Raw genomic sequence first — 24,136 nt, forward strand, 5'->3', positions numbered from 1 at the left:
CTGTGGAAGGCGATGGAAGGAGACGCCGGGATTATTCCCCCGGCGCCAGATGCGGGGCCTCGATCTTCGCGCCTGCATGTTTCAACGGGCGCTCGCCGGAGAGCTTGCGGATCAGCACATAGAACACCGGCGTCATGAAGATGCCGAAGGCGGTCACGCCGATCATGCCTGCAAAGACCGCGATGCCCATGGCCGAGCGCATTTCCGCACCGGCGCCGGTCGACGTTACCAGAGGCACCACGCCCATGATGAACGCCATCGATGTCATCAGGATCGGACGCAGGCGCAACCGGCTTGCCTCGACCGCCGCCTGCACGACGCCTCGTCCTGAAAGCTCCAGTTCGCGGGCGAATTCCACGATCAGGATCGCGTTCTTCGCCGACAGCCCCACAAGGACTATCAAGCCGATCTGGGTAAAGACGTTGTTGTCGCCTCCTGTCAGCCAGACGCCGGTGAGTGCGGCCATGATCCCCATCGGCACGATCATGATGATCGACAGCGGCAGGGCAAGGCTTTCATACTGCGCGGCCAGAACCAGATAGACGAGCAGCAGCGCCAGCGGGAAGACGAGGAAACCGGAGCTGCCAGCCAGAATCTGCTGGTAGGTCAGATCCGTCCACTCGAAGGTGATGCCGGGCGGCAAGGTTTCCTCCGCGATCCGTTCAATGGCAGCCTGCGCCTGACCGGACGAGAAGCCGGGGGCGGGATTGCCGTTGATATCGGCGGAAAGGAAGCCGTTATAACGGATGGCGCGTTCCGCACCCACGGTCTGCTCGACTTTCAGAAGCGCCGACAGCGGGATCATCTCGCCGGACTGCGAACGCACCTTCAGCTTGCCGATATCCTCGGCATGGCTGCGATAATTCGCATCGGCCTGAATGCGCACGCTGTAGGTGCGTCCGAAGGCATTGAAGTCGTTGACATAGAGCGAACCCAGATAAATCTGCAGGGTTTCAAACACGTCGGTCACCGCCACGCCAAGCTGTCGCGCCTTCACGCGGTCCAGATCGGCATAAAGCTGCGGCACGTTGATCTGGTAGCTCGAATAGAGACCAGCCAGTTCCGGCGTCTGATAGGCCTTGGCGAGAAACGCCTTGGTCGCATCGTCAAGCGCCTTGAAGCCAAGCCCGTTGCGATCCTCAAGCTGGAGCTTGAAGCCGCCTGTCGTGCCGAGACCCTGAACGGGCGGCGGCGGGAACATGGCGATGAAGGCATCCTGAATGGCGCCGTATTGCTGGTTCAGCTCCATGGTGATGGCATTGGCCGACAGTTCCGGGGTCTTGCGCTCCTCGAACGACTTCAGCGTCACGAAAACGATGCCGGAGTTCGACGAGTTGGTGAAACCGTTGATTGACAGGCCGGGGAAGGCGATGGCATTGGCCACGCCCGGATGCTTGAGCGCAATGTCGCTCATGCGACGGATCACATCTTCCGACCGGTCGAGCGTTGCCGCATCCGGCAATTGCGCGAAGCCAATCAGATATTGCTTGTCCTGCGCCGGAACGAAGCCGCCGGGCACCGCGCGGAACAGGACGAAGGTGACGCCGAGCAGCACGACATAGAGGCCCATGACCAGCGACTTGCGCGAGAGGATGCTGCCGACACCGCGTCCATAGGCTTCCGAACTTGCACCGAAGAAACGGTTGAAGCCACGGAAGAACCAGCCGAACAGCTTGTCCATGATGCGGGTGAGCCGATCCTTCGGCGCATCGTGACCGCGCAGCAACAGTGCCGCGAGGGCAGGCGAAAGCGTCAGCGAATTGAAGGCCGAGATCACCGTCGAGATTGCGATGGTGAGCGCGAACTGACGGTAGAACTGGCCTGTCAGGCCGGTGATGAAGGCAAGTGGTACGAAGACCGCGACCAGCACCAGCGCAATGGCGATGATCGGCCCGGACACTTCCTGCATGGCGCGATAGGTTGCCTCGACCGGCGACAGCCCCTGTTCGATGTTGCGCTCGACATTTTCCACCACCACGATGGCGTCGTCGACCACGATGCCAATGGCAAGCACCAGGCCGAAAAGGCTGAGTGCATTGATGGAGAAGCCGAACACATACATCACCGCAAACGTGCCGACGATGGAAACGGGAACGGCAACCAGCGGAATGATGGAGGCGCGCCATGTCTGCAGGAACAGGATGACGACGATGACCACCAGCACGATGGCTTCGAGCAGCGTATGGATGACCGACTCGATGGAAGCCTTCACAAACCCGGTCGTGTCATAGACGATGTCGAAATCCACGCCTTCCGGCATGGTTTTCTTCAGGTCCGCCATGGCCGCATGGACGTTTTCGGAAATGTCCAGCGCATTGGAACCGGGCGACTGGAACACGCCCATGCCGACCGCGAGCTTGTTGTCGAGCAGCGAGCGCAGCGAATAATCGGCGGCGCCCATTTCGACGCGCGCCACATCGCCCAGCCGGGTGATTTCGCCTTCATTGCCTGACTTCACGACAATATTGGCGAATTCTTCCGGCGACTGGAGACGGCCCTGCGCATTGACGGAAAGTTGCAGGTCGAGACCGGAAACGGACGGCGATGCGCCGATGACGCCGGCAGCGGCCTGAACGTTCTGCTGGCGGATGGCATTGGCGATGTCGCTTGCGGAAAGACCGCGTTCGGCGGCCTTCTGCGGGTCGATCCAGACGCGCATCGAATAATCGCCGCCGCCGAATATCTGCACCTGACCGACGCCCGGGATACGGGCGATACGGTCCTTGACGTTCAGAACCGCATAGTTGCGCAGATAGTTCACGTCATACCGGCCATCGGGCGAGATGATATGGACGACGAGCGTCAGGTCGGGCGAGCTCTTGGCGGTCGTGACGCCAAGCGTGCGCACCTCTTCCGGCAGGCGCGGTTCAGCCTGCGAAATACGGTTCTGCACCAGCTGCTGGGCCTGATCGGGATCGGTGCCGAGCGCGAAGGTGACCGTCAGCGTCATGACGCCATCGGCGGTCGCCTGGCTCTGCATGTAGAGCATGCCCTCGACGCCGTTGATCTGTTCTTCAAGCGGCGTGGCGACGGTTTCGGAAATGACGGCAGGGTTGGCGCCCGGATATTGCGCGCGAACCACGATCTGCGGCGGCACGACTTCCGGATATTCCGAGATCGGCAGACCTGTCATGCCGATCAGACCGGCAACGAAGATCAGGACCGACAGAACGCCAGCGAAGACCGGCCGGTCGACGAAAAAGCGTGAGAAGTTCATCTGTTTATCCCCCTTAGAGCGCCGTGCGTTCGGTCGAACGCACAAAGGACGCTCTAATTGTTTGGGTCTGGGCATCGTGCTTTCCAAAAATCGAAATCGATTTTTGGGCCGATGCCGTGGCGGATGGGCAAAGACTCTCCCGGCCCGCGAAATCGGCAGATTTCGCGGGTTGCTGAGGCTGAGCATTTGCGGTTAGCGCGCGCTCAGGCGCGCCGTTTTAATTCAGTTTTTGGCAAGTGTTTCGGTGACGGGTTGCGGTGCGACGACCACGCCCGGACGAATGCGCTGCAGGCCGTTCACGACGATATTCTCGCCGGGCTTCAACCCGCTTTCGATGATGCGCAGGCCGTCATAATTGCGTCCCAGAACCACCTGTCGGTATTCGACCTTGTTATCGGCCCCGACCACGAAGACGAATTTCTTGTCCTGATCGGAGGCAATGGCGCGGTCGCTCACCACCAGCTTTTCATCCGGTTCCGGTTCGCCGAAGCGGATGCGGACAAACTGGCCGGGAATGAGCCTGCCGTCCGGATTGTCGATTGCGGCGCGAACGCGGATCGTGCCGGTCGTGGCATCGACCTCATTGTTGATGAGCTGGATATGACCGGAAATCGGGGTGCCTTCATCGGAAGCGGTGCCGATCTGGACCGGAATGCGCTCGATGGCGTTTCCGCCGGGCGAGGCTGCAAGCTTGGCAAGCGCCTTGGTGACGACTTCCTCATTGGCGCTGAAGCTTGCATAGATCGGATCGACCGAAACAAGCGTGGTCAGGACCGGCGAGGCGGAACTTGCGGCAACCAGATTGCCTGCCGTTACTTCCAGCCGCCCGACGCGGCCGGAAATCGGCGCGCGCACTTCCGTATATTGAAGATCGAGCTCGGCGGTACGAAGGGCCGCCTTGGCTGAACGCAGGCTTGCCTGCGCCTCGTCATAGGCGCTGGACCGCTGGTCGAGGCCGCTCTGGGCGATGGTGCGGGTGGTGACGAGCTGGCGTCCGCGTTCCAGTTCCGTCTTGGCCAGCGCAACGCGGGCCTCTTCGGCTGAAACCTGTGCCTTCGCCTTTTCCACCGCCGCTGCATAGGGCTCGGGATCGATGGTGACGAGCAGATCGCCCTGTTTCACCAGAGCGCCTTCGCGGAAATGGGCTTTCAGGATTGCGCCGCCGACGCGCGGGCGAATTTCAACCCGGTCGATCGCTTCCAGACGACCGGAAAATTCTTCCCAGGTCGCAATGCGGCGCGATTCCGCCCTGGCGACGGAAACCGGCACGGCAGGCGGGGGAGCGGAAATATCGGTTGCGGCATCGGCCTTGAGGTGGGGCGCGCCGAAGAGAATGGCGCCGCCGCCAGCTGCAGACAATAGGATACTCAGGCCGGCGCCCCATAGGGCCCGGCGGGCTGTAATCGATGTCATTGTTGTATCTCCTGCAGCATAACCCGACCGGAGAGGTTCGGTCTGATTATGCTTTCAATCAAGGAGGTTAGAGCTTCGCTCTAACCGGTGGGGGCCGGCTTCATTGGGGCATCAGGTCAAAGCTTGGGAGGACTTTAAAACTGATGTCATGCTGCGATTGCCTTTGCTCCTGCCTGCCGGAAGAAATCGGAAAACAGGTCTACAAGTTTGTGCTCCTGTGGCGACCAGTCGGTGCCCGCCACCTTGTTTTCAGGTATCCAGCCGGCTTTTCCGGGCAGGACATGCGATTGGACCTTCACGCCCGCCTGACGAAGACGCTCGGCATAGGCCTGCGTTTCATCACGCATCGGGCACTGGGCGCTGGTGACAAGCAAAGTGGGTGCCAGACCAGCAAGACGGGTACACAAGGCGGGCGCGGCATAGGGGTGGGTGAAACCCGCACACTCGCCCAGATAATGCTGCCAGCCATCCGACATCGTCTTGACGGCGCTTTCCGGGCAATATTTGCGGAAAGACGCCGTGGCGAGGCAGGGGTCGAGCATGGGCGAAAGCAGTATCTGACCCTTGAGATCGGTCAGATATTGATCGCGCGCCATCAGGGCCACGCCGGCAGCAAGGTTGCCGCCCGCCTCTTCACCGGCGACGAACAGCATCGACTTCTTGTGCGCAAACTCCGGGCAGCGCGCGCGCATCGAAGTCAGGATGGAATAGACTATCTCAAGCGCCGCCGGGAACGGGTTGAGACAGGCTGACGAATATTCCGGCGACACGACCACCGCACCCGCCTCGGCAAGTGTTTCGGCGACGCGCTCGCAGGCGCCCAGACAACTGGCCGAGAAAGCGCCACCGTGAAGGTGCAGCACCACCGGCGGCGGGGAGAGCAGCTTTGTCCCCCGGTAGATGCGCGCCTTGCAGGTGCAGTCGCCCGCCTGTCCCTGGGCTTGACCATGAAGTCGCCCATGAACCTGCAACGTCTCTACACTAAACTTCTCGCACATCTTTTCTGGCCTTCATGTATAAAGCGGTTCTGTCACACGGAATCGTCCAGACCGCCCTATCCATTCTATTTCCACGTATTTCCGAACGCAAAACCGTTTCACGCTTCCGGTCCGAAAATGATGCGTCTGGAGCAGGACACGCCTATATATGGTTCGCGCCCACGCTCCGGCTGTTTGCTGCGCCGCATTCATGCCTGTCAGGTGATCTCCACCGGGCTGCACGATGCGCCGGAGCATTTCTGTCTGAACGGAATCGTCGGAAATGCTCTGGCTGTATTCACGCAAGTCCTTGCCCCAAAACCGGTTCCCACTTTTGGGGGACATGCGCTAGCGGCAAACTGCCATGATCAGATATTATCATTGTCTATGAACTGGAATAGTCCCCTATAATTGGTTACACTGTCCAGAATCTCGAACAATAACGGCTTTTTGATAATGGACCAGCTTTCGGCCATGCGCGCCTTTCTCCGGGTTGTCGAAACCGGGAATTTCACGCGCGCCTCCGCCTCGCTCAACATGCCCAAGGCAACGATCAGCAATCTCATTCAGGGATTGGAAGCCCATCTTGGTACGAAGCTCCTCAATCGCACCACCCGCCGCGTTCTGGTGACGCCGGACGGCGCGCTCTATTACGAGCGTGCGGCCCGTTTGCTCGCCGATCTTGCCGAACTCGACGGCAGCCTGTCTAGCGCGCAGACCTTGCCCAAGGGGCGCCTGCGCGTCGAAATGGCGGGCGCGGTCGCCAATCTCATCATCATTCCGGCGCTGATGGAGTTTCACCAGCGCTATCCCGATATCCAGATCGATCTCGGCGTGTCGGACCGGCCTGTCGATTATGTGGCGGAGAATGTCGATTGCGCCATTCGCATCGGGGAGCTGGCCGACCAGTCGCTGATTGCGCGCCGCATCGGCGACATGCATTTCATCGCCTGCGCTTCCGCCGAATATCTCGACCGTTGCTCCACGCCGCTTCACCCGTCGGACCTCAGCCGTGACTGTACTGTGGTCGGCTATTTCCGGCCATCGACCGGCCAGCAGATGCCGTTCCGCTTCAGGAAGGGGACGGAGGAGATCGAGGTCAACGGGCGCTATGTGGTGGCGGCGAACGAATCGACCACCTATCTTGCCGCCGCGCGGGCCGGGCTCGGCGTGGTGCAGGCGCCCTTGTTCATGGTGAAGGACGATATCGCCAGCGGCACGCTGCGCCCCGTCCTGCAGGAATGGGAGATAGAGCCGACGCCGATCTATCTGGTCTATCCGCCCAACCGGCATCTGAGCAACCGCCTGCGCGTCTTCGCCGACTGGGTGGTCAAGACCGTCGCGAGGTCACAGCTCAACGGGAGTTAGCGTGCGCAGCGCCGCTTGTTGAGCCGGACCTTGATCTTGTCGGGAGAGGTGCTTTTCGCCTTGTGGCCGGACGAGACGATATGCGCGCGCACTGTGCAGTCGCCGGCCAGCACCTCGAAATTGTTGGAGCGGATATACATCACCGTATTGATAGGCTGGCCGGGCAACTTCTGTGCCACGGCGTTGACCACCGCTGTGACTTCTCTGGCGCGCTGGCTGGAACTGCCGTCGCTGGCGGCGAGCGCCGGGCTCTGCGCGGATGAAAATGCGAATATGCCCGCAAACAGAAAAGCAGTTTTAGCTTTCTTCATTGGCATGGCCTCCGATTGAGCTGGAATTGAATGGACCAACATAGGCCCCAATTGCGTCAATACCAGTCCCGGACCAGTACCTTTTAACGGTTCTTTGTCTCGCTTATTCCGTTTGCGATGCGCTTGACGGTGGTCGCGGCCAGAAGCAGGCAAAGGAGCGGTTGCAGCCAGAACATCCAGTCCGGCAAGGTGCCGTCGATGGCGATCCAGGCACCAAGCACGCCGAAGACCACGGCGCGGTCGCTCTTGCCCATCGGGCCGTCATAACGGCGGCTCGCACCCACGGAAGCCCCGGCAAGACCGGCAAATTCCGTCAGCGTGGCAAGGAATATGACCGCGAAAATCCACGGGCCGGTGAACGGGGCGACCAGCGCGAAAGGGGCATAGAGCGCCGCGTCGGAAACCACATCGCCGATCTCGTTGAGATAGGCGCCCAGCGTCGATTTCTGCCCATGTTCGCGCGCCAGCATTCCATCGACGGCGTTCAGGGCCATGCGGAGGAACAGCCAGACCGGGACGAGCGCAAACCATGCCGCATTTCCGCTCCACGCCAGAAAAGCCCCAAGTATGATCGAGACGAGCGCGGCGGCGACTGTAACCTGATTGGCGGTTACACCGCCTGCGGCAAGTCGCACGACCAGCGGCCTCAGTAAATTCTGGAAACGCGACTTGAGTTGATAAACGGACATCAAGAATCTCTTGGGAAACGAAGAATAAGTATTGAACAGCTATTTGCGGTTCGCTCCAGCTCGTTTAAGCAAACATTTTGTTTCACTCAATAGAAATTGGGGGCAGCCGCCTCGCGAGGAAACGCTGTGGAGAGGGATGCATGGACGAGCAGGCAGTAAAACCGCATCGCGTGGCGCAGGAAAGCCGGTTCGCGACCCATGACGGCACGTCGCTGTTCTACCGTTTCTGGCCGGCGCTTTCCGGAAAGCCGAAAGGCGTCATCGTCCTGCTGCATCGCGGGCACGAGCATAGCGGCCGTGTCGCGCACCTCGTCGATGAGCTGGGGCTGGATGACTACGCCTTCTATGCCTGGGATGCGCGCGGCCACGGCCAGTCGCCGGGCGTGCGCGGCTTCTCGCCATCCTTCGGCGCGTCGATCCGCGATCTCGACAGTTTCGTCACCCATATCCGGCGGGAAACCAGCGCGGCCATCGAGGACGTGGCAATCATCGCGCAGAGCGTCGGTGCGGTGCTTGCTGCCGCATGGGTGCATGACTATGCGCCGAATATCCGGGCGCTGGTGCTGGCTTCGCCCGCCTTCGACATCAAGCTCTATGTGCCATTCGCCAAGGAAGGCATCGGCCTGTGGCAGAAGCTGAAAGGCACTTTCTACGTCAATTCCTACGTCAAGCCGCAGTTCCTGACCCACGATCCGGAACGCATCGAATCCTATCGCACCGATCCGCTGATCGCACGGCCCATTGCATCGCATATCCTGCTGCAACTCTACGAGACGGCGAAGCGCGTGGTGGACGATGCGCGGGCGATTACCGTTCCGACGCAACTGCTCATCTCCGGCAGCGATTTCGTCGTGCGCCCCGCGCCGCAACATCGCTTCTTCGAGAACCTCGGCAGCCGCATCAAGGAGCGGCACGTGCTCAAGGGCTTCTACCACGACACGCTGGGCGAGCGGGATCGCAAACCGGCCATCGAACGCATTCATGATTTCATCGAGGCGCGCTTTGCCGAAGCGCCGCAGCGCGCCGACCTGACGGAAGCGCATATTGCAGGCCACACGCGCGACGAGGCGGACCGGCTGTCGACCCCGCTGCCGCTTCTGACGGCGCAGGGGCTTTACTGGGCGTCGACGCGGGCTTCGATAGCCTTCGGCGCACTGTTTTCGGAAGGGCTGAAAGTCGGCAGGCGCACCGGCTTCGATTCCGGTTCGACGCTCGATTACGTTTATGAGAACGAAGCGCGCGGTATTGGACCGGGCGGCAAGCTCATCGACAGGCAGTTTCTGGAAGCGATCGGCTGGCGGGGCATCCGGCAGCGCAAGGTGCATCTGGAAGAACTGATCGGCGTGGCGATCAACCGGCTGAAGAGCGAAGGCCGCTCGACCAATATTCTTGATATTGCCTGCGGCCATGGCCGCTACGTGATCGACGCGGTGGTGCGCGCCGGCGCGATGCCGGACAGCATCCATCTGCGCGACTATTCGCCGATCAATGTGCTGGCGGGCAACAAGCTCATCAGGGATCGCGGGCTGGAGGCCATTGCCCATATGGAAGAGGGCGATGCTTTCAACGAGGAAAGCCTTGCCGCTGTCACGCCGCAGCCGGACCTTGCCATCGTGTCCGGTCTTTACGAGCTTTTCCCCGACAATGCACTGATCAATCGTTCGCTGTCGGGGCTTGCCCGCGTGCAGAAGCCCGGCGCACTGCTGATCTACACCAACCAGCCATGGCATCCGCAGCTTGAAATGATCGCGCGGGCGCTGACCTCGCATCGCGGCGGCGAGGCATGGGTGATGCGCCGCCGCACGCAGGGCGAGATGGACCAGCTTGTCGAAAAGGCAGGCTATCGCAAGATCGAACAGCGCATCGATCAGTGGGGCATTTTCACCGTCTCGATTGCAGAGCGGGTCGGAGACGGCAAGGCGTGACGGTGCATCTGACGGAACGCGAGGGATATTCGCGGCGGCCCGTGGTCCGTCGCGCCATCCTTTGGCTTCTGTTTCTCGCTCCCTTCTTCTACCTGACATACGGCACGGCCAACTGGCTCGCATCGCAGCAAAGCCATGTGCCGAACCTTGCCTTCGCGTGGGAAAACCGGGTTCCGTTCATCGCGTGGAGCATCGTGCCCTATTGGTCGGTCAATCTGTTCTACGCGGTCGCGCTGTTCGTCAATGACAGTCCGGAACAGGTGGACCGGCTGGCGAAGCGTTATCTGGCGGCTCAGATCATCGCTGTTCTCTGCTTCGTCGCCTTTCCGCTGACGGCGACCTTCGTAAAACCGGCAACGGCTGGCATTCCGGGCTTCATGTTCGATGTGCTCGGCGGTTTCGACAAACCCTTCAATCAGGCACCTTCGCTGCATATCGCGCTTCTGATCATCATCTGGGACCAGATGCGCCGCGTGATGGGCGGCGCCGTGCGCGTGGTCTGGCATGTCTGGTGCCTGCTGATCGGCCTGTCGGTGCTGACCACCTATCAGCACCACGCGGTCGATATTCCGGCAGGCGCTTTGCTCGGCCTGTTTGCCCTGTGGCTTTTTCCGCGTAGTGGGTCGTCACCATTTGCCGGTTTTCAGTTGACCACGAACCCAAAAGCGCGTCGGCTGGGTCTATATTATCTGGCGGGCGCTGTGCTTTTTCTCGCGCTCGGCATTCATGGCCTCAGCATGACTGGCTATGCGATCTTCTGGCTTTGGCCCGCAACCGCGCTGGCCATCGTGGCGCTTGGCTATTTCGGGGCCGGTGCTGGCATTTTCCAGAAGCAGACGGATGGATCGGTCAGTCTTGCAAGCCGCTGGCTCCTTTGGCCCTATCGTCTTTTTGCCGGGCTGAATGTGCGGTTCTGGACCCGCAGGCTGCCGCCGCATGTGGAGCTTGCCGACGGGGTGTTTCTGGGGCGTTTTCCTAGAGCCGCAGAACTTTCATCCTTCGCGACCGTCATCGATCTGGCCGCTGAAATGGTGCCGCCGCCGCATGACGCGGAATGGAAGAGCTTTGCCGCGATCGATATGGTCGCGCCGCCATCGGAAAAAGTGCAACTGGCCGCCGATGCTGTTGAAGCGGCTCGCCATCACGGTCCGGTTCTCATCTGCTGCGCGCTCGGTTTCCAGCGCAGCGCCACGGTTGCGGTGGCCTGGCTCGTCTCGACTGGCCGCGTGGCCAATGCGCGAGAAGCAGAAACGCTGATCCGCGCCAAAGGCTGGCCCGTTCATCTGCATCTGGCGGGGGAGGCGGCATGAACGCGCCTGCATCCTCCACGGCGGTCTGGCTGCGCCGCAACGCCTTTCCCGGCATTGCCGTCGCGGTGGTTCTTCTTGCGGTCGCGCCCTTCCTGCGCCCGGTGCACGATCTGGCTTTCTGGCTGATCTGGCCGCTGCTGCTTGCAAGCGCGCTGATCGTGCTCGGTATCGCGGCGCATCTTCTGTTCGATGCAGCGCTTTTCCGGCTGATTGCCGCTTCCGGCGAAACGGGCCTGAGCGAGGTGGACCGAATTCTGGAACGCATGGGCCTGCGCACCCATGCCGGTCCTGTTCGTCCGCTTGCGGCGAGGATCGAGGGTTCGCGGCGCATCGTGGAGCGCCTGCGGTTCTTCATGGGGGTTGAGATCGTGCTTTTCATTCTGCTGGCCGTGGTGCCATCGGGTCAGGGGCTGTGACATGCGGGAACTGATCCGGCATCAGGTGCAATCGATTTTCGGTTCGTTTCTGGCAATCCTGTCGCGGGGGATTACCGGCGTGCGGCCGATCTGGAGCGGCACTGGCCCGTCGCGCAACCAGCGCATCTATTTTGCCAATCACACAAGTCATGGCGATTTCATCCTGCTCTCTTCCTGTCTCGACCAGGAAGAACGCGCGCGCACCCGTGCCGTCGCCGGCGCGGATTACTGGCGGGGCAACCGCGTGCGCCAGTTCATGGCGGAAGTTCTGTTGCGCACCGTGCTTGTGGAACGCAACTGGGTGGAACGCACGCAGGACCCGATGGAAGTGATGCTGAAGGCGCTGGCCGACGGCTATTCGCTCATCATCTTTCCCGAAGGCACGCGCAACATGACAGACGAGGCGCTGCTGCGCTTTCGCTCCGGCATCTACAATCTGGCGCTGGCGCGCCCCGATGTCGAACTGGTGCCATGCTGGATCGAAAACATGTCGCGCGTGCTGCCCAAGGGCGCGATGCTGCCGGTGCCGCTTCTGTGCCGTGTCGTTTTCGGCGCGCCGGTCCAGCTTCGCGAGGGTGAGGACCGCAAGGAATTTCTCGCCCGCGCCCGCCAGAGCCTTCTCGATATACAGCCCCGTAACGGTAAACAGCCATGAGCGAAACAACCCGATTATTCCTTGGCCTCATGGGCGTTCTGATAACGGCAAGCGCCGTGGCCGGTGTTCTTTCATGGCGCGCGCCGAAGCCGCTTTCATCCACGCTGGTCAATCTCAATGCCCGCATCAAGGCATGGTGGATCATGGTTGGCGCCATGTGCGTCGCTTTCCTGTTCGGGAAGGGTGGCGTGATCGTGCTGTTCGCGATGATCTCGTTCGCGGCCCTCCGCGAATATGCGACGCTGACCCAGACAAGGCGCGCCGACCACCGCGTGCTGCTCGGCATGTTCCTGCTGGTCATTCCAGTGCAATATTACCTGATCTGGATCGACTGGTACGGGCTCTATTCCATCTTCATCCCGGTCTATTGCTTCCTCGCAATGCCGGTGCTGACGGCGCTTTCCGGCGACACGTCGCGCTTTCTGGAACGCATCAGCGAGCAGCAATGGGGCATCATGCTGTCGGTCTATTGCATCAGCCATGTACCGGCCTTGATGACGCTGGATATTCCCGGGTTCGACGGCAAGAAACTGCTGCTGATCGCGTTTCTGGTGGCCACCGTGCAGGGCAGCGATGTGCTGCAATATATTTTCGGCAAGCTGTTCGGCAAACATCGCATCGCGCCCAGCATATCGCCGTCAAAGACCTGGGAAGGCTTTGTCGGCGGGGTTGCGGCGGCATCGCTTCTGGGTGCGGGGCTTGCCTGGCTGACGCCGTTTTCGCCGCTCCAGGCGGGCGCGCTTGCGGCCGCATCCTGCATCATGGGCTTCTTCGGCGGGCTTGTCGCCTCCGCCATCAAGCGCGATCGCGGCGTGAAGGACTGGGGCCACATGATCGAAGGGCATGGCGGCATGCTCGACCGGGCCGACAGCCTCGTCTTTTCAGCCCCGGTCTTCTTCCACACCGTGCGCTATTTCTGGACCTGAACATCCTGCGCAAAACCGCGCCACACTTCAGCTGGAAATGCTGTGGCCGGTCATGTCGCTTCAGGGCAGCTTCAGGGCGATGAACTGCGAAACCTGTCCGTGGCTGAAATTGTTGTCGGAAGCGAGGACCAGCGTCCTCTTCCCGTCCACCACCGGCCCGAAGGTGACGGCCTCGATATTGTCGATGTCGAGGCCGAAATCGCCTTCGTCGAGCTGGAGGAGGAGCTGCTTTGACAGCGGCGTTACCGGCTCGCTGGCGAGCGACGGAACGTCTTTCACATTGCTGGCGCCATCGAAGGATGCGCGATAGAGCGTGATCCGGTTGCCCACGCCCATGGCGAAGGAGCGCTCGACGGTGAGGAGATCGTTTCCATCGGCAACGAATTCCGACATGCCGTTATCGTTCCAGAAGGGCGGCTCAGTCGCCTTGGTGAAGATCGGGCCGGTGTCATAGGCATATTGCGCCGTCACATTGCCTGATGCGAGATCGAAGGCGATGATGCGCGAGCGGCTGCCATGGTCGAGCGTCGCCTTGTCCCCGTCCTGTACCAGCGCGTTTTCAGTACCGGCCAGAAGCGTCTTGCCGTCAGGTGTGATCGTCAGGCTTTCAAAGGAAAGATTGTTGCGGATGCCGCGTGTCCTGCCCTCGTCGGGAATGTAAGCTTCCGGCAAGGCAAATTCGCGGATGAAGCTGCCATCGGTCTTTGCTTCGCCGACAAACGGTCTGCCATTCCTGTCGCCTTCGCTCGACCAGTAGATGGTGCCGGTGGCCGTATTGAAGCGGATGCTTTCCGGGTCCACGTCCTTCAGTGCAAATGGTTTGCCCGCCTTGTCCAGAAGCGTAACCGTTTCCAGAATATCGAGGCTCTGCATGCCGGAACCGTCGATGGCGAGCTTGAGCTTGTAAAAGCGCGCTGGCGCGTTTTCCGAACGGTCGTCGGATATGGCGTAATAGACATCTGCACGCGGGTCGTAGTCGAGGCCGGATATTCCGCCGAATTCGACGCCGCCGATTTTCAGGCCGGTGGGCAGGGTGAAAGCGCCGATCAGTTCGGGCTTGGGCATTTCATGCGCAACGGCGCTGGTTGCAAGGGCGAGAAACAGTGCAGCAAGAGGTGCTTTCATGACGGCGGCCCGTTCGATCGAGAAAGTCACCGGATAGTCGTTCTGTTTGACAGGAAGATGAAGGCTGCTGATCTCAAATTCTGTCGAATGCGCGCGCCGGTTCCTGCCTGTCGATCAGGTGGGAGGGGGCCGCAAATTGCAGCAGCTTGTTCTTGTTGGTGATCTTGATCGCCGAGGCCTGCACCGTGACGCCATGCGAACCGAGTGTCGCGAAATTGCGTGACAGGTTCTCCGGCGTCATGCCGAGATAGGCGGCGAGCGTGCGTTTTTCGTAAGGAATCATCACCACGTCGGCGCCGTCGTTCAAAAGCGATTCCTTGACGATCCAGTTGGCGAGGCGCTGTACGCTGCTGCGCAGCTTCTGCGCCTTCAGTTCCTTCACCAGACGGCGATAGGCGCGCGCGGTTTCAAAAACGATGGCGCGCATGAAGCCGACATCCTCGCTCATCAGGTCGCGCACCAGGCTGGAAGGCACCATCAGCACGCGGGTGGGGGTCAGCGTCTGCGCGGTTTGCAGGCACACATCATCGTTCAGCACGGCTGCGAGGATGAAGATGTCTTCGGCGCGCAGTATCTCCAGCGCGGTCTCGCCATCGTCCGATTTCGCCGACATCAGCACAAGCCCGTCCAGGATCACGAACAGGAAATCCGCAGGCTCGTCCTCCCTGATCAGGGTCGTGCGGGGCGGAAACGACTGCACGAAACTCGGGCGCACCAGCCGCTCGAACGTGGCGTCGGCCATGTCCGCGAAAAGCGGCAGATTTCTCAGCGCGTCGATTTCTTCTCTCCGCATCGATCCTCACTTCAGGGGGCAAGTTATTGCCCGCTAATATAATTGATAAATATCAATCGTGCAATATGCATTAATCAATACTTGGGCCAAACTCGGTTTATTATTGTCCTTAAGTCACCAAGAACTAAAATTCAACTTGAATAGTCTAAAGATATTGATCTTAATCAATGTATTCATCTCGCAGTCGACGCATAAGTGCATACGAAACCTCCCAATGGTATTCAATTCGGAGTACGCCTATGCAACATGTCGCAGGGGAAAATCCCAGGGCGCAGACAACGGCGCTAGCGATGAGTACGACCGCTTTTACAGTCTGTTTCGCGGTCTGGACCATCTTCGCAATCATCGGCATTGAAATCCGGTCCGAGCTTGGACTGAGCGAAACGCAGTTCGGCCTGCTGGTCGGCACGCCCATCCTGACCGGATCGCTGATCCGCGTCATCCTCGGCATCTGGGCGGACCGCTATGGCGGCCGCGCCATCTTCACGCTCACAATGCTGGTCTCGGCGGTCGCCACCTGGCTTCTGACCTACGCCACCACCTATCCGCAGATGCTGGTTGCAGCGCTTGGCGTCGGCGTGGCGGGCGGGTCGTTCTCGGTCGGCGTCGCCTATGTGTCGCGCTGGTATCCGCCGGAAAAGCAGGGCGTCGCGCTGGGCATTTTCGGCGCGGGCAATGTGGGCTCGGCGGTGACGAAGTTCTTCGCGCCGATGGTCATGGTTGCGTTTGGCTGGCACGCGGTCGCGGAAGTCTGGGCGGCGGCGATGGTCGTCATGGCGCTCATCTTCTATTTCACCACGAGCGACGATCCGGTTCTGGTCGAGCGCCGTCTCAAGGGCATAAAGCCCACCAGCACGCTGATGGAGCTGGAACCGCTGAAGAATGTGCAGGTCTGGCGTTTCTCGCTCTACTATTTCTTCGTCTTCGGCGCCTTCGTGGCACTCGCGCTGTGGCTGCCGCAATATCTGATCCATGTCTATGGCGTCGATATTCGCCTGGCAGGCATCATCGCGGCGTTCTTCTCCGTCCCGGCCAGCCTGTTCCGCGCCTATGGCGGGCATCTTTCGGATGTCTATGGCGCGCGCCGGGTCATGTACTGGACCTTCGCCGTCTCGCTGGTCGCAACCTTCGTGCTGTCCTATCCGCCGACGGATTACGTCATCCAGAGCGATAACGGCCCGTTGGCCTTCCATGCCGAAATGGGCGTGATCGGCTTCACCATCACCGTCTTCATCCTCGGCTTCTTCATGGCGCTCGGCAAGGCTGCGGTCTTCAAGCACATTCCGGTCTATTATCCGGGCAATGTCGGCTCTGTCGGCGGCCTCGTGGGCATGATCGGCGGCCTTGGCGGCTTCATCCTGCCGATCCTGTTCGGCGTGCTCCTCGATCAGACCGGCCTCTGGACAAGCTGCTTCATGCTGCTTTTCGTCATCGTCGCCGTGTCGTTCACATGGATGCATGTCTCGATCCGCCAGATGGAACGCGCCTCGCAAGGCGCGGCCACGGAAGAACTTCCGGCCTTCGCCGAATTGCAGGGCCTGAAGAAGGCCGAAATCAAGCCGGCAAAAGGCGATTCCGTCCTCACCGACTGGCGTCCGGACGATCCTGCCTTCTGGGAGCAGAAGGGAAGGAAGATCGCCAGGCGCAACCTGTGGCTTTCGATCCCCGCGCTTCTGCTGTCCTTCGCCATCTGGCAGGTCTGGTCCGTGGTGGTGGCGAAGCTGCCGCTGGTGGGCTACCAGTTCACGACCGACCAGCTCTTCTGGCTGGCAGCGCTCCCCGGCATTTCGGGCGCGACCTTCCGCATTTTCTATTCCTTCATGGTGCCGATCTTCGGCGGTCGCCTGTGGACCACACTGACCACCTGGTCGCTGGTCATTCCGGCCATCGGCATCGGCTATGCGGTGCAGAACCCGAACACGCCTTATTTCATCTTCCTTCTGCTGGCGCTCTGCTGCGGCTTTGGTGGCGGCAACTTTGCCTCCTCCATGTCCAACATCTCGTTCTTCTTCCCCAAGCACGAGAAGGGCAATGCGGCAGCGCTCAATGCGGGCCTCGGCAATCTCGGCGTCAGCGTCGTGCAGTTCGTGGTGCCGCTGGTCATCACCGCCGGTATCTTCGGCAAGCTCGGCGGCGATCCGGCAATGGTCGCGACCGAAGCGGGCAGCGCACCGCTGTGGCTGCAGAATGCCGGGTTCTTCTTCGTGCCGTTCATCATCATCACGGCCTTCGCCAACTGGTTCGGCATGAACGACATCGCATCGGCCAAGGCTTCGTTTGCCGATCAGGCCGTCATCTTCCGCCGCAGGCACAACTGGATCATGTGCTGGCTCTATACGGGAACCTTCGGCTCGTTCATCGGCTATTCGGCAGGCTTCCCGCTTTTGACCAACATCCTCTTCCCGGAAGTCAATGCGCTTCAGTTCGCCTTTCTCGGGCCTCTCGTCGGCGCGCTGTCGCGGTCGGGTTCGGGCTGGCTTGCCGATAAATACGGCGGTGGGCGCGTCACCATCTGGGCATTCGTGCTGATGATGATCGGCGTGGCGGGCGTGCTCTACTTCGTCGGCATCAAGGATCAGCCGAACGCGTTCTGGGGCTTCTTCGCTTCCTTCATCCTGCTGTTCTTCGCAACCGGCATCGGCAACGCCTCCACCTTCCAGATGATCCCGGCGATCATGTCGAAGGAAATGGACAGGCTCATGCCCAAGGCCACCGCGGAAGAACGCCGCCACGAAGCGGACAAGGAATCCGCGGCCATCACCGGCTTCACCTCGGCCATCGCTGCCTTCGGCGCCTTCTTCATTCCGAAGGGCTACGGCACCTCGATCAGCATGACCGGCGGGCCGGAAGCCGCACTCTGGGCCTTCCTGATCTTCTACGTGACATGCCTCGTCATCACCTGGGGCGTCTACACCCGAAAAGGCGGGCTGCTCTACGACGTGGAGCACCGCAGCAAGCCAGCCGCTGCTGCCGCCTAACGAACCAAAATGAGGATAAAATCATGAGTCTACTCCTCGATCGCCTGAACTTTCTTGCGCGCAAGAATGTCGGCACCTTCTCGGAGGGCCATGGCGTCACCACCAACGAAAACCGTGACTGGGAAGACGCCTATCGCAAGCGCTGGCAGCACGACAAGATCGTGCGCTCCACCCATGGCGTGAACTGCACCGGCTCCTGCTCGTGGAAGGTCTACGTCAAGGGCGGCATCATCACCTGGGAAACCCAGCAGACGGACTATCCGCGCACCCGCGCCGATCTTCCGAACCACGAACCGCGCGGCTGTTCGCGCGGGGCAAGCTATAGCTGGTATGTCTATTCGGCCAACCGCGTGAAATATCCGCTGATCCGCTCGCGCCTCCTGAAACTGTGGCGCAAGGAACGTGCGCTGAAAACGCCGGTCGGAGCTTGGGCTGCGATCCAGCAGGACCCGGCCAAGCGCGCCGACTATATGAAGGTGCGCGGTCTCGGCGGCTTCGTTCGCGCCACGTGGGAAGAAGTCAACGAGATCATCGCAGCCGCCAATGCCTATACGGCCAAGACATACGGCCCGGACCGCGTGATCGGCTTCTCGCCGATCCCGGCCATGTCGATGGTGTCCTATGCGGCGGGTTCGCGTTACCTGTCGCTGCTCGGCGGCGTCTGCATGTCGTTCTATGACTGGTATTGCGACCTGCCGCCCGCGTCACCCATGACATGGGGCGAACAGACCGACGTGCCGGAATCGGCAGACTGGTACAATGCGGGCTTCCTGATGCTCTGGGGTTCCAACGTGCCGCAGACCCGCACGCCGGATGCGCATTTCTATACGGAAGTGCGCTACAAGGGCACCAAGTCGGTCGTGGTCTCGCCCGACTATTCGGAAGCCGCAAAGTTCGCCGACCTCTGGCTGCACCCGAAGCAGGGCACCGACGCCGCCCTTGCCATGGCGCTTGGCCATGTGATCCTGCGCGAATACCATCTCGACCGGCAGGTTCCCTATTTCGAGGATTATTGCCGCAAATATTCCGACTTCCCGATGCTGGTCATGCTCTCGAAGAAGGACGGACGCTACGTGCCGGACCGCTTCCTGCGCGCCTCGGACCTGAAGGACGATCTGGGCGAGGCCAACAATCCCGACTGGAAGACGGTCGCCTTTGATACGAGATCGGGTACCTATGTTGCCCCGCAGGGCTCCATCGGCTTCCGCTGGGGCGATGACGGCCAGTGGAACCTTGAAGAAAAGGATGGCCGGGGTAAGGATGTGGAACTCGCCAAGAGTTTCATTGCGGCGGGCGCGCACGATGCCGTCGCCGATGTGGCGTTCCCTTATTTCGGCAATCGCGAGCACGATTATTTTGAAGGCACCGACCATGACAGCGTGCTGGTGCGCAAGGTCCCGGCCCGCAAGCTCAAGCTGAAGAAGGGCGAAGTGCTGGTCGCGACCGTGTTCGACCTGTTCGCCGCCAATTACGGCCTCGATCGCGGGCTTGGCGACGAGAACTCCGCCAGGTCCTATGACGAGGGCCTGCCCTATACACCGGCCTGGGCGGAGAAGATCACGGGCGTCCCGCGCGACCAGATCATTGCCGTCGCCCGCGAATTTGCAACCAATGCCGAAAAGACCAATGGCCGTTCCATGGTCATTCTCGGTGCCGGTCTCAACCACTGGTACCACATGGACATGAACTATCGCGGCATCATCAACATGCTGGTGATGTGCGGCTGCATCGGCCAGTCGGGCGGCGGCTGGAGCCATTATGTGGGACAGGAAAAGCTGCGCCCGCAGACCGGCTGGACCGCGCTTGCCTTCGCGCTGGACTGGAACCGTCCGCCGCGCCACATGAACTCCACCTCGTTCTTCTATGCGCATACCGACCAGTGGCGCTACGAGACCGTGAAGGTGCAGGACATCCTTTCGCCCACCGCGCCCGAGGGGGCGTGGGAAGGCACGATGATCGACTACAACATCCGCGCCGAACGGATGGGCTGGCTGCCTTCCGCGCCGCAGCTCCAGACCAACCCGCTGGAGCTTGCCAGAGAGGCAGCCGCAGCGGGCAAGGAGCCGAAGGACTTCATCGCGAATGCCTTGAAGAACGGCACTGTCACCATGTCCTGCGAGGACCCGGACCACGAGGCCAACTGGCCGCGCAACATGTTCGTCTGGCGCTCGAACCTGCTCGGTTCGTCGGGCAAGGGGCATGAATATTTCCTGAAGCACCTGCTCGGCACGTCCAACGGCTTGCTTGGCAAGGATCTGGGACAGGAAGGCGCGCAGGAAAGCCGCGAGGCCGTGTGGCATGAGAATGCGCCGGAAGGAAAGCTCGACCTTCTGGTCACGCTCGATTTCCGCATGTCCACGACCTGCGTCTATTCCGATATCGTTCTGCCGACTGCCACCTGGTACGAAAAGAACGACCTCAATACCTCCGACATGCATCCCTTCATCCATCCGTTGTCGAGTGCCGCCGACCCGGCATGGGAAGCACGCAGCGACTGGGACATCTTCAAGGGCATCGCGAAGAAGTTCTCGGAAGTGGCGCCGGAAGTGCTGGGCGTCGAGAAGGACATCGTTCTGGTGCCGACCCTGCATGACACGGCGGGCGAACTGGCGCAGCCCAAGGATGTTCTCGACTGGAAGAAGGGCGAAGTCGAGCCGATCCCCGGCAAGACCATGCCATCGGTCGTGGTCGTGGAGCGCGATTATCCGAACCTCTACAAGCGCTATACCTCCGTCGGGCCGCTTCTGGACAAGCTTGGCAATGGCGGCAAGGGCATCTCGTGGAACACCGAGCATGAGGTCGAGCTTCTCGGCAAGCTGAACGGCAGGGTTCATGAGCCGGGCGCAACCGAAGGGCGTCCGCGCATCTATACCGATGTCGACGCAACCGAGGTCATTCTCTCGCTTGCGCCGGAAACCAACGGCGAAGTGGCGGTCAAGGCATGGGAAGCGCTGTCGAAGTTCACAGGCCGCGACCACACCCATCTGGCTCTTCCCAAGGAAGACGAGAAGATCCGCTATCGCGATATCGTCGCGCAGCCGCGCAAGATCATCTCCTCGCCGACATGGTCGGGGCTCGAATCCGAGCATGTCTGCTATAATGCGGGCTATACCAATGTGCATGAGCTGATCCCGTGGCGCACGCTGACCGGCCGTCAGCAGCTCTATCAGGATCACCTGTGGATGCGCGCCTTCGGCGAGGGCTTCTGCGTCTATCGTCCGCCCATCGACACCAAGACGGTCAATCCGGCAATCCGCGAAAAGGCGGACGGCCAGCCGCATCTGGTGCTGAACTTCATCACGCCGCACCAGAAATGGGGCATCCACTCCACCTATACGGACAATCTCCTGATGCTGACGCTCAATCGCGGCGGGCCGGTTGTCTGGATTTCGGAGCCGGATGCGGCAAAGGCCGGCATCGTCGATAATGACTGGGTGGAAGTCTACAACGCCAACGGCGCCATCGTGGCCCGTGCGGTCGTCTCCCAGCGCATGAAGGATGGAACCATCTTCATGTATCACGCGCAGGAGAAGATCGTGAATACGCCCGGCTCGCCGCTCACCGGCCAGCGCGGCGGCATTCACAACTCCGTCACCCGCATCATCACCAAGCCGACGCATATGATCGGCGGCTACGCCCACCAATCCTATGGCTTCAACTATTACGGCACCGTCGGCGCCAACCGCGACGAGTTCGTGGTCGTGCGCAAGCTCGACCATGTGGACTGGATGGAAGGGCCGCTTGAAGAAGGCAACCGCAACTCCGCCGTGAAGGAGGCAGCAGAATGAAAATCCGTGCGCAAATTGGAATGGTGCTCAATCTCGACAAGTGCATCGGCTGCCACACCTGCTCGGTGACGTGCAAGAACGTCTGGACCAACCGTGAAGGCGTGGAATATGCCTGGTTCAACAACGTTGAGACCAAGCCCGGCATCGGTTTTCCCAAGGAATGGGAAAACCAGAAGAAGTGGAACGGCGGCTGGGTCCGCAAGAAGAACGGCAAGATCGAGCCGAAGATGGGCGCAAAATGGCGCATCCTCGCCAAGATTTTCGCCAATCCGGACCTGCCGGAAATCGACGACTATTACGAGCCGTTCGACTTCGATTACGGCCATCTGCAGACGGCAGGCGAAAGCAGGACCATGCCGACCGCCCGCCCGCGCTCGCTGATTTCCGGCGAGCGGATGGAAAAGATCGAATGGGGGCCGAACTGGGAGGAAATTCTCGGCGGCGAGTTCGCCAAGCGCTCGAAGGACTACAATTTCGAAGGCGTCGAGAAGGAAATCTACGGCCAGTTCGAAAATACCTTCATGATGTACCTGCCGCGCCTGTGCGAGCACTGCCTCAACCCCACCTGCGTTGCGGCCTGCCCGTCCGGCGCGATCTACAAGCGCGAGGATGACGGCATCGTCCTGATCGATCAGGAAAAGTGCCGCGGCTGGCGCATGTGCGTCTCCGGCTGCCCCTACAAGAAGATTTATTACAACTGGAGCTCGGGCAAGTCCGAGAAGTGCATCTTCTGCTATCCGCGCATCGAAGCAGGCCAGCCGACCGTCTGTTCGGAAACCTGTGTCGGCCGCATCCGCTATCTGGGCGTGATGCTCTATGATGCAGACCGTATTTCGGAGGCCGCTTCCACGGCCAATGAACAGGACCTCTATCAGGAACAGCTCAACATCTTCCTCGATCCGAACGATCCTGCCGTGATCGAACAGGCGCGCAAGGACGGCGTGCCGGAAGCCTGGCTGGAATCCGCCAGGCATTCGCCGGTCTACAAGATGGCGATGGACTGGAAGATCGCCTTCCCGCTCCATCCCGAATACCGCACCCTGCCGATGGTCTGGTATGTGCCGCCGCTTTCGCCGCTGCAATCGGCTGCGGCTGCCGGCAAGCTCGGCATGGACGGCCCGCTGCCGGATGTCCGCTCCATGCGCATCCCGGTCCGCTACCTCGCCAATCTCCTGACCGCAGGCAAGGAAGAGCCGGTCATCTCGGCGCTGGAACGCATGCTCGCCATGCGCGCCTATATGCGCGCCAAGACGGTCGATGGCGTCATCGACGAGGCGATTGCCGACCGCGTCGGCATGAGCGGCGCGATGATCGAGGAAATGTACCACATCATGGCGATTGCCAATTACGAGGACCGCTTCGTCATCCCGACGACGCATCGTGAAATCACCGAGGACGCCTATGACGTGCGCGGCTCCTGCGGCTTCACCTTCGGCAATGGCTGCTCGGGCGGCACGTCGACGGAAGATCTGTTCGGTGCCAAGCGCCAGAAAGTGGTCCAAACGCCGACCGATATTTTCAGGGAGCAGGTGTAATGAACAGGACCCTGAAAATCATTTCGCTGCTGCTTTCCTATCCCACGCCCGAGCTGCAACTGGGCGGAGAGGAGCTGAAAGAGGCGCTTGCCGGGGAAAGGCTTTCGCCCGGCATCCGCAGGCTTCTCGACAGTCTTGTCGATTATGTCTGCGACTGCGACCTCTACGAGGCGCAGGAACGCTATGTGCATCTTTTCGACCGCACGCGGTCGCTGTCGCTGCATCTTTTCGAGCATGTGCATGGTGAAAGCCGCGATCGCGGCCAGGCCATGGTCGACCTGATGAAGATGTATGACGACAACGGCTTTGTGGTGGATGCCAGGGAACTGCCGGACTATCTGCCGCTGTTTCTCGAGTTCCTGTCGACGCGCTCGCCGGAGGAAATCCATGATCTTCTCACCCAGACCGGCCATATCACGGCGGCCATCGGCGAGCGGCTGCGCAAGCGCCAGTCGCCCTATGCCAACGCCTTTGCGGCGCTCCTGCATGTCGCCAACGCCAAGCCGGACCAGAGCCTCGTCGGAGAATTGCTTCGGCAGGAAGAAGACGACCCGAACGACCTCGCCGCGCTCGACCGCATCTGGGAAGAAGAAGCGGTGACGTTCGGCGGCAATGCGGGTGAAAACGCCTGCGGCCCGGACCGGTTGCGCATGCAGATGCGTGCGGCACAGCGCAAGCCCGGCTCCCCGTCCAACCCTTCACATCTATAG

The 24,136-nt window shown here is 60.9% G+C and carries 17 protein-coding genes; 10 read left to right on the top strand and 7 right to left on the bottom strand.

Annotated features, from left to right (window positions below; genetic code table 11):
* Positions 1-31: 31 nt before the first annotated feature.
* The 3 genes from ACOWVS_RS00350 to ACOWVS_RS00360 all read right to left on the bottom strand — a co-directional run bounded on the left by ACOWVS_RS00350 (position 32) and on the right by ACOWVS_RS00360 (position 5,628).
* Positions 32-3,217: an efflux RND transporter permease subunit gene (locus tag ACOWVS_RS00350; RefSeq protein ID WP_006472072.1), complete on the bottom strand. Its 3,186-nt coding sequence runs from the start codon at positions 3,215-3,217 to the stop codon at positions 32-34.
* Between the two features lie 222 nt (positions 3,218-3,439).
* Entirely contained in the window at positions 3,440-4,630 is a 1,191-nt protein-coding gene (locus tag ACOWVS_RS00355) for an efflux RND transporter periplasmic adaptor subunit (protein ID WP_006468344.1), read from the bottom strand.
* A gap of 146 nt (positions 4,631-4,776) precedes the next feature.
* A complete protein-coding gene (locus ACOWVS_RS00360; protein WP_006468345.1) occupies positions 4,777-5,628 on the bottom strand; it encodes an alpha/beta hydrolase in 852 nt (283 codons plus the stop codon).
* A 435-nt stretch (positions 5,629-6,063) separates the two neighbouring features.
* On the opposite strand from ACOWVS_RS00360, the gene ACOWVS_RS00365 reads away from it, so the two are divergent.
* Entirely contained in the window at positions 6,064-6,975 is a 912-nt protein-coding gene (locus tag ACOWVS_RS00365; RefSeq protein WP_006468346.1) for a LysR family transcriptional regulator, read from the top strand.
* Here ACOWVS_RS00365 and ACOWVS_RS00370 read toward each other — a convergent pair.
* Both ACOWVS_RS00370 and ACOWVS_RS00375 read right to left on the bottom strand, forming a co-directional pair.
* Complete coding sequence (locus tag ACOWVS_RS00370; protein WP_006472074.1) at positions 6,972-7,286, bottom strand: hypothetical protein; 315 nt, start codon at positions 7,284-7,286, stop codon at positions 6,972-6,974. The genes ACOWVS_RS00365 and ACOWVS_RS00370 overlap by 4 nt on opposite strands.
* A gap of 83 nt (positions 7,287-7,369) precedes the next feature.
* Positions 7,370-7,975 (bottom strand): CDP-alcohol phosphatidyltransferase family protein, encoded by a 606-nt coding sequence (locus ACOWVS_RS00375; protein ID WP_006472075.1) that lies wholly within the window; start codon positions 7,973-7,975, stop codon positions 7,370-7,372.
* A 140-nt stretch (positions 7,976-8,115) separates the two neighbouring features.
* Between ACOWVS_RS00375 and ACOWVS_RS00380 the strand changes: the two genes are divergently transcribed.
* Genes ACOWVS_RS00380 through ACOWVS_RS00400 form a run of 5 tightly spaced genes read left to right on the top strand, consistent with a single transcriptional unit; the run spans position 8,116 to position 13,207 of the window.
* Entirely contained in the window at positions 8,116-9,900 is a 1,785-nt protein-coding gene (locus ACOWVS_RS00380) for a bifunctional alpha/beta hydrolase/class I SAM-dependent methyltransferase (protein ID WP_006472076.1), read from the top strand.
* Positions 9,897-11,210 carry a phosphatase PAP2/dual specificity phosphatase family protein gene (locus ACOWVS_RS00385; protein ID WP_006468350.1) on the top strand — a complete coding sequence of 438 codons (1,314 nt, stop codon included), beginning with the start codon at positions 9,897-9,899 and terminating at the stop codon, positions 11,208-11,210. The genes ACOWVS_RS00380 and ACOWVS_RS00385 overlap by 4 nt, the downstream gene beginning before the upstream one ends.
* Positions 11,207-11,626 carry a hypothetical protein gene (locus ACOWVS_RS00390; RefSeq protein ID WP_006472077.1) on the top strand — a complete coding sequence of 140 codons (420 nt, stop codon included), beginning with the start codon at positions 11,207-11,209 and terminating at the stop codon, positions 11,624-11,626. Before ACOWVS_RS00385 ends, ACOWVS_RS00390 begins: the two co-directional genes overlap by 4 nt.
* 1 nt (position 11,627) lies before the next feature.
* A complete protein-coding gene (locus tag ACOWVS_RS00395) occupies positions 11,628-12,281 on the top strand; it encodes a lysophospholipid acyltransferase family protein (protein ID WP_006468352.1) in 654 nt (217 codons plus the stop codon).
* On the top strand, positions 12,278-13,207 hold the full coding sequence (locus ACOWVS_RS00400) for a phosphatidate cytidylyltransferase (protein ID WP_006468353.1): 930 nt from the start codon (positions 12,278-12,280) through the stop codon (positions 13,205-13,207). The genes ACOWVS_RS00395 and ACOWVS_RS00400 overlap by 4 nt, the downstream gene beginning before the upstream one ends.
* Before the next feature lie 60 nt (positions 13,208-13,267).
* Here the strand turns inward: ACOWVS_RS00400 and ACOWVS_RS00405 are convergent, their stop codons facing one another.
* A complete protein-coding gene (locus ACOWVS_RS00405) occupies positions 13,268-14,332 on the bottom strand; it encodes an esterase-like activity of phytase family protein (RefSeq protein ID WP_025092113.1) in 1,065 nt (354 codons plus the stop codon).
* Between the two features lie 73 nt (positions 14,333-14,405).
* A complete protein-coding gene (locus tag ACOWVS_RS00410; RefSeq protein WP_006468355.1) occupies positions 14,406-15,125 on the bottom strand; it encodes a cyclic nucleotide-binding domain-containing protein in 720 nt (239 codons plus the stop codon).
* 239 nt (positions 15,126-15,364) lie between these two features.
* Here ACOWVS_RS00410 and ACOWVS_RS00415 point away from each other — a divergent pair, with 239 nt between their 5' ends.
* Genes ACOWVS_RS00415 through narJ form a run of 4 tightly spaced genes read left to right on the top strand, consistent with a single transcriptional unit; the run spans position 15,365 to position 24,136 of the window.
* The gene (locus tag ACOWVS_RS00415) at positions 15,365-18,103 is read left to right on the top strand and encodes a nitrate/nitrite transporter (protein ID WP_025092112.1); all 2,739 of its coding nucleotides are present in this window, start codon (positions 15,365-15,367) and stop codon (positions 18,101-18,103) included.
* A gap of 23 nt (positions 18,104-18,126) precedes the next feature.
* On the top strand, positions 18,127-21,891 hold the full coding sequence (locus tag ACOWVS_RS00420) for a nitrate reductase subunit alpha (RefSeq protein WP_006472080.1): 3,765 nt from the start codon (positions 18,127-18,129) through the stop codon (positions 21,889-21,891).
* The gene (gene narH, locus ACOWVS_RS00425) at positions 21,888-23,426 is read left to right on the top strand and encodes a nitrate reductase subunit beta (RefSeq protein WP_006468358.1); all 1,539 of its coding nucleotides are present in this window, start codon (positions 21,888-21,890) and stop codon (positions 23,424-23,426) included. Before ACOWVS_RS00420 ends, narH begins: the two co-directional genes overlap by 4 nt.
* Positions 23,426-24,136, top strand: coding sequence for a nitrate reductase molybdenum cofactor assembly chaperone (gene narJ / locus ACOWVS_RS00430; RefSeq protein ID WP_006468359.1), 711 nt, complete (start codon positions 23,426-23,428; stop codon positions 24,134-24,136). The genes narH and narJ overlap by 1 nt, the downstream gene beginning before the upstream one ends.

The organism is Brucella sp. IR068, assembly GCF_049065885.1.
Lineage (GTDB): Bacteria > Pseudomonadota > Alphaproteobacteria > Rhizobiales > Rhizobiaceae > Brucella > Brucella intermedia.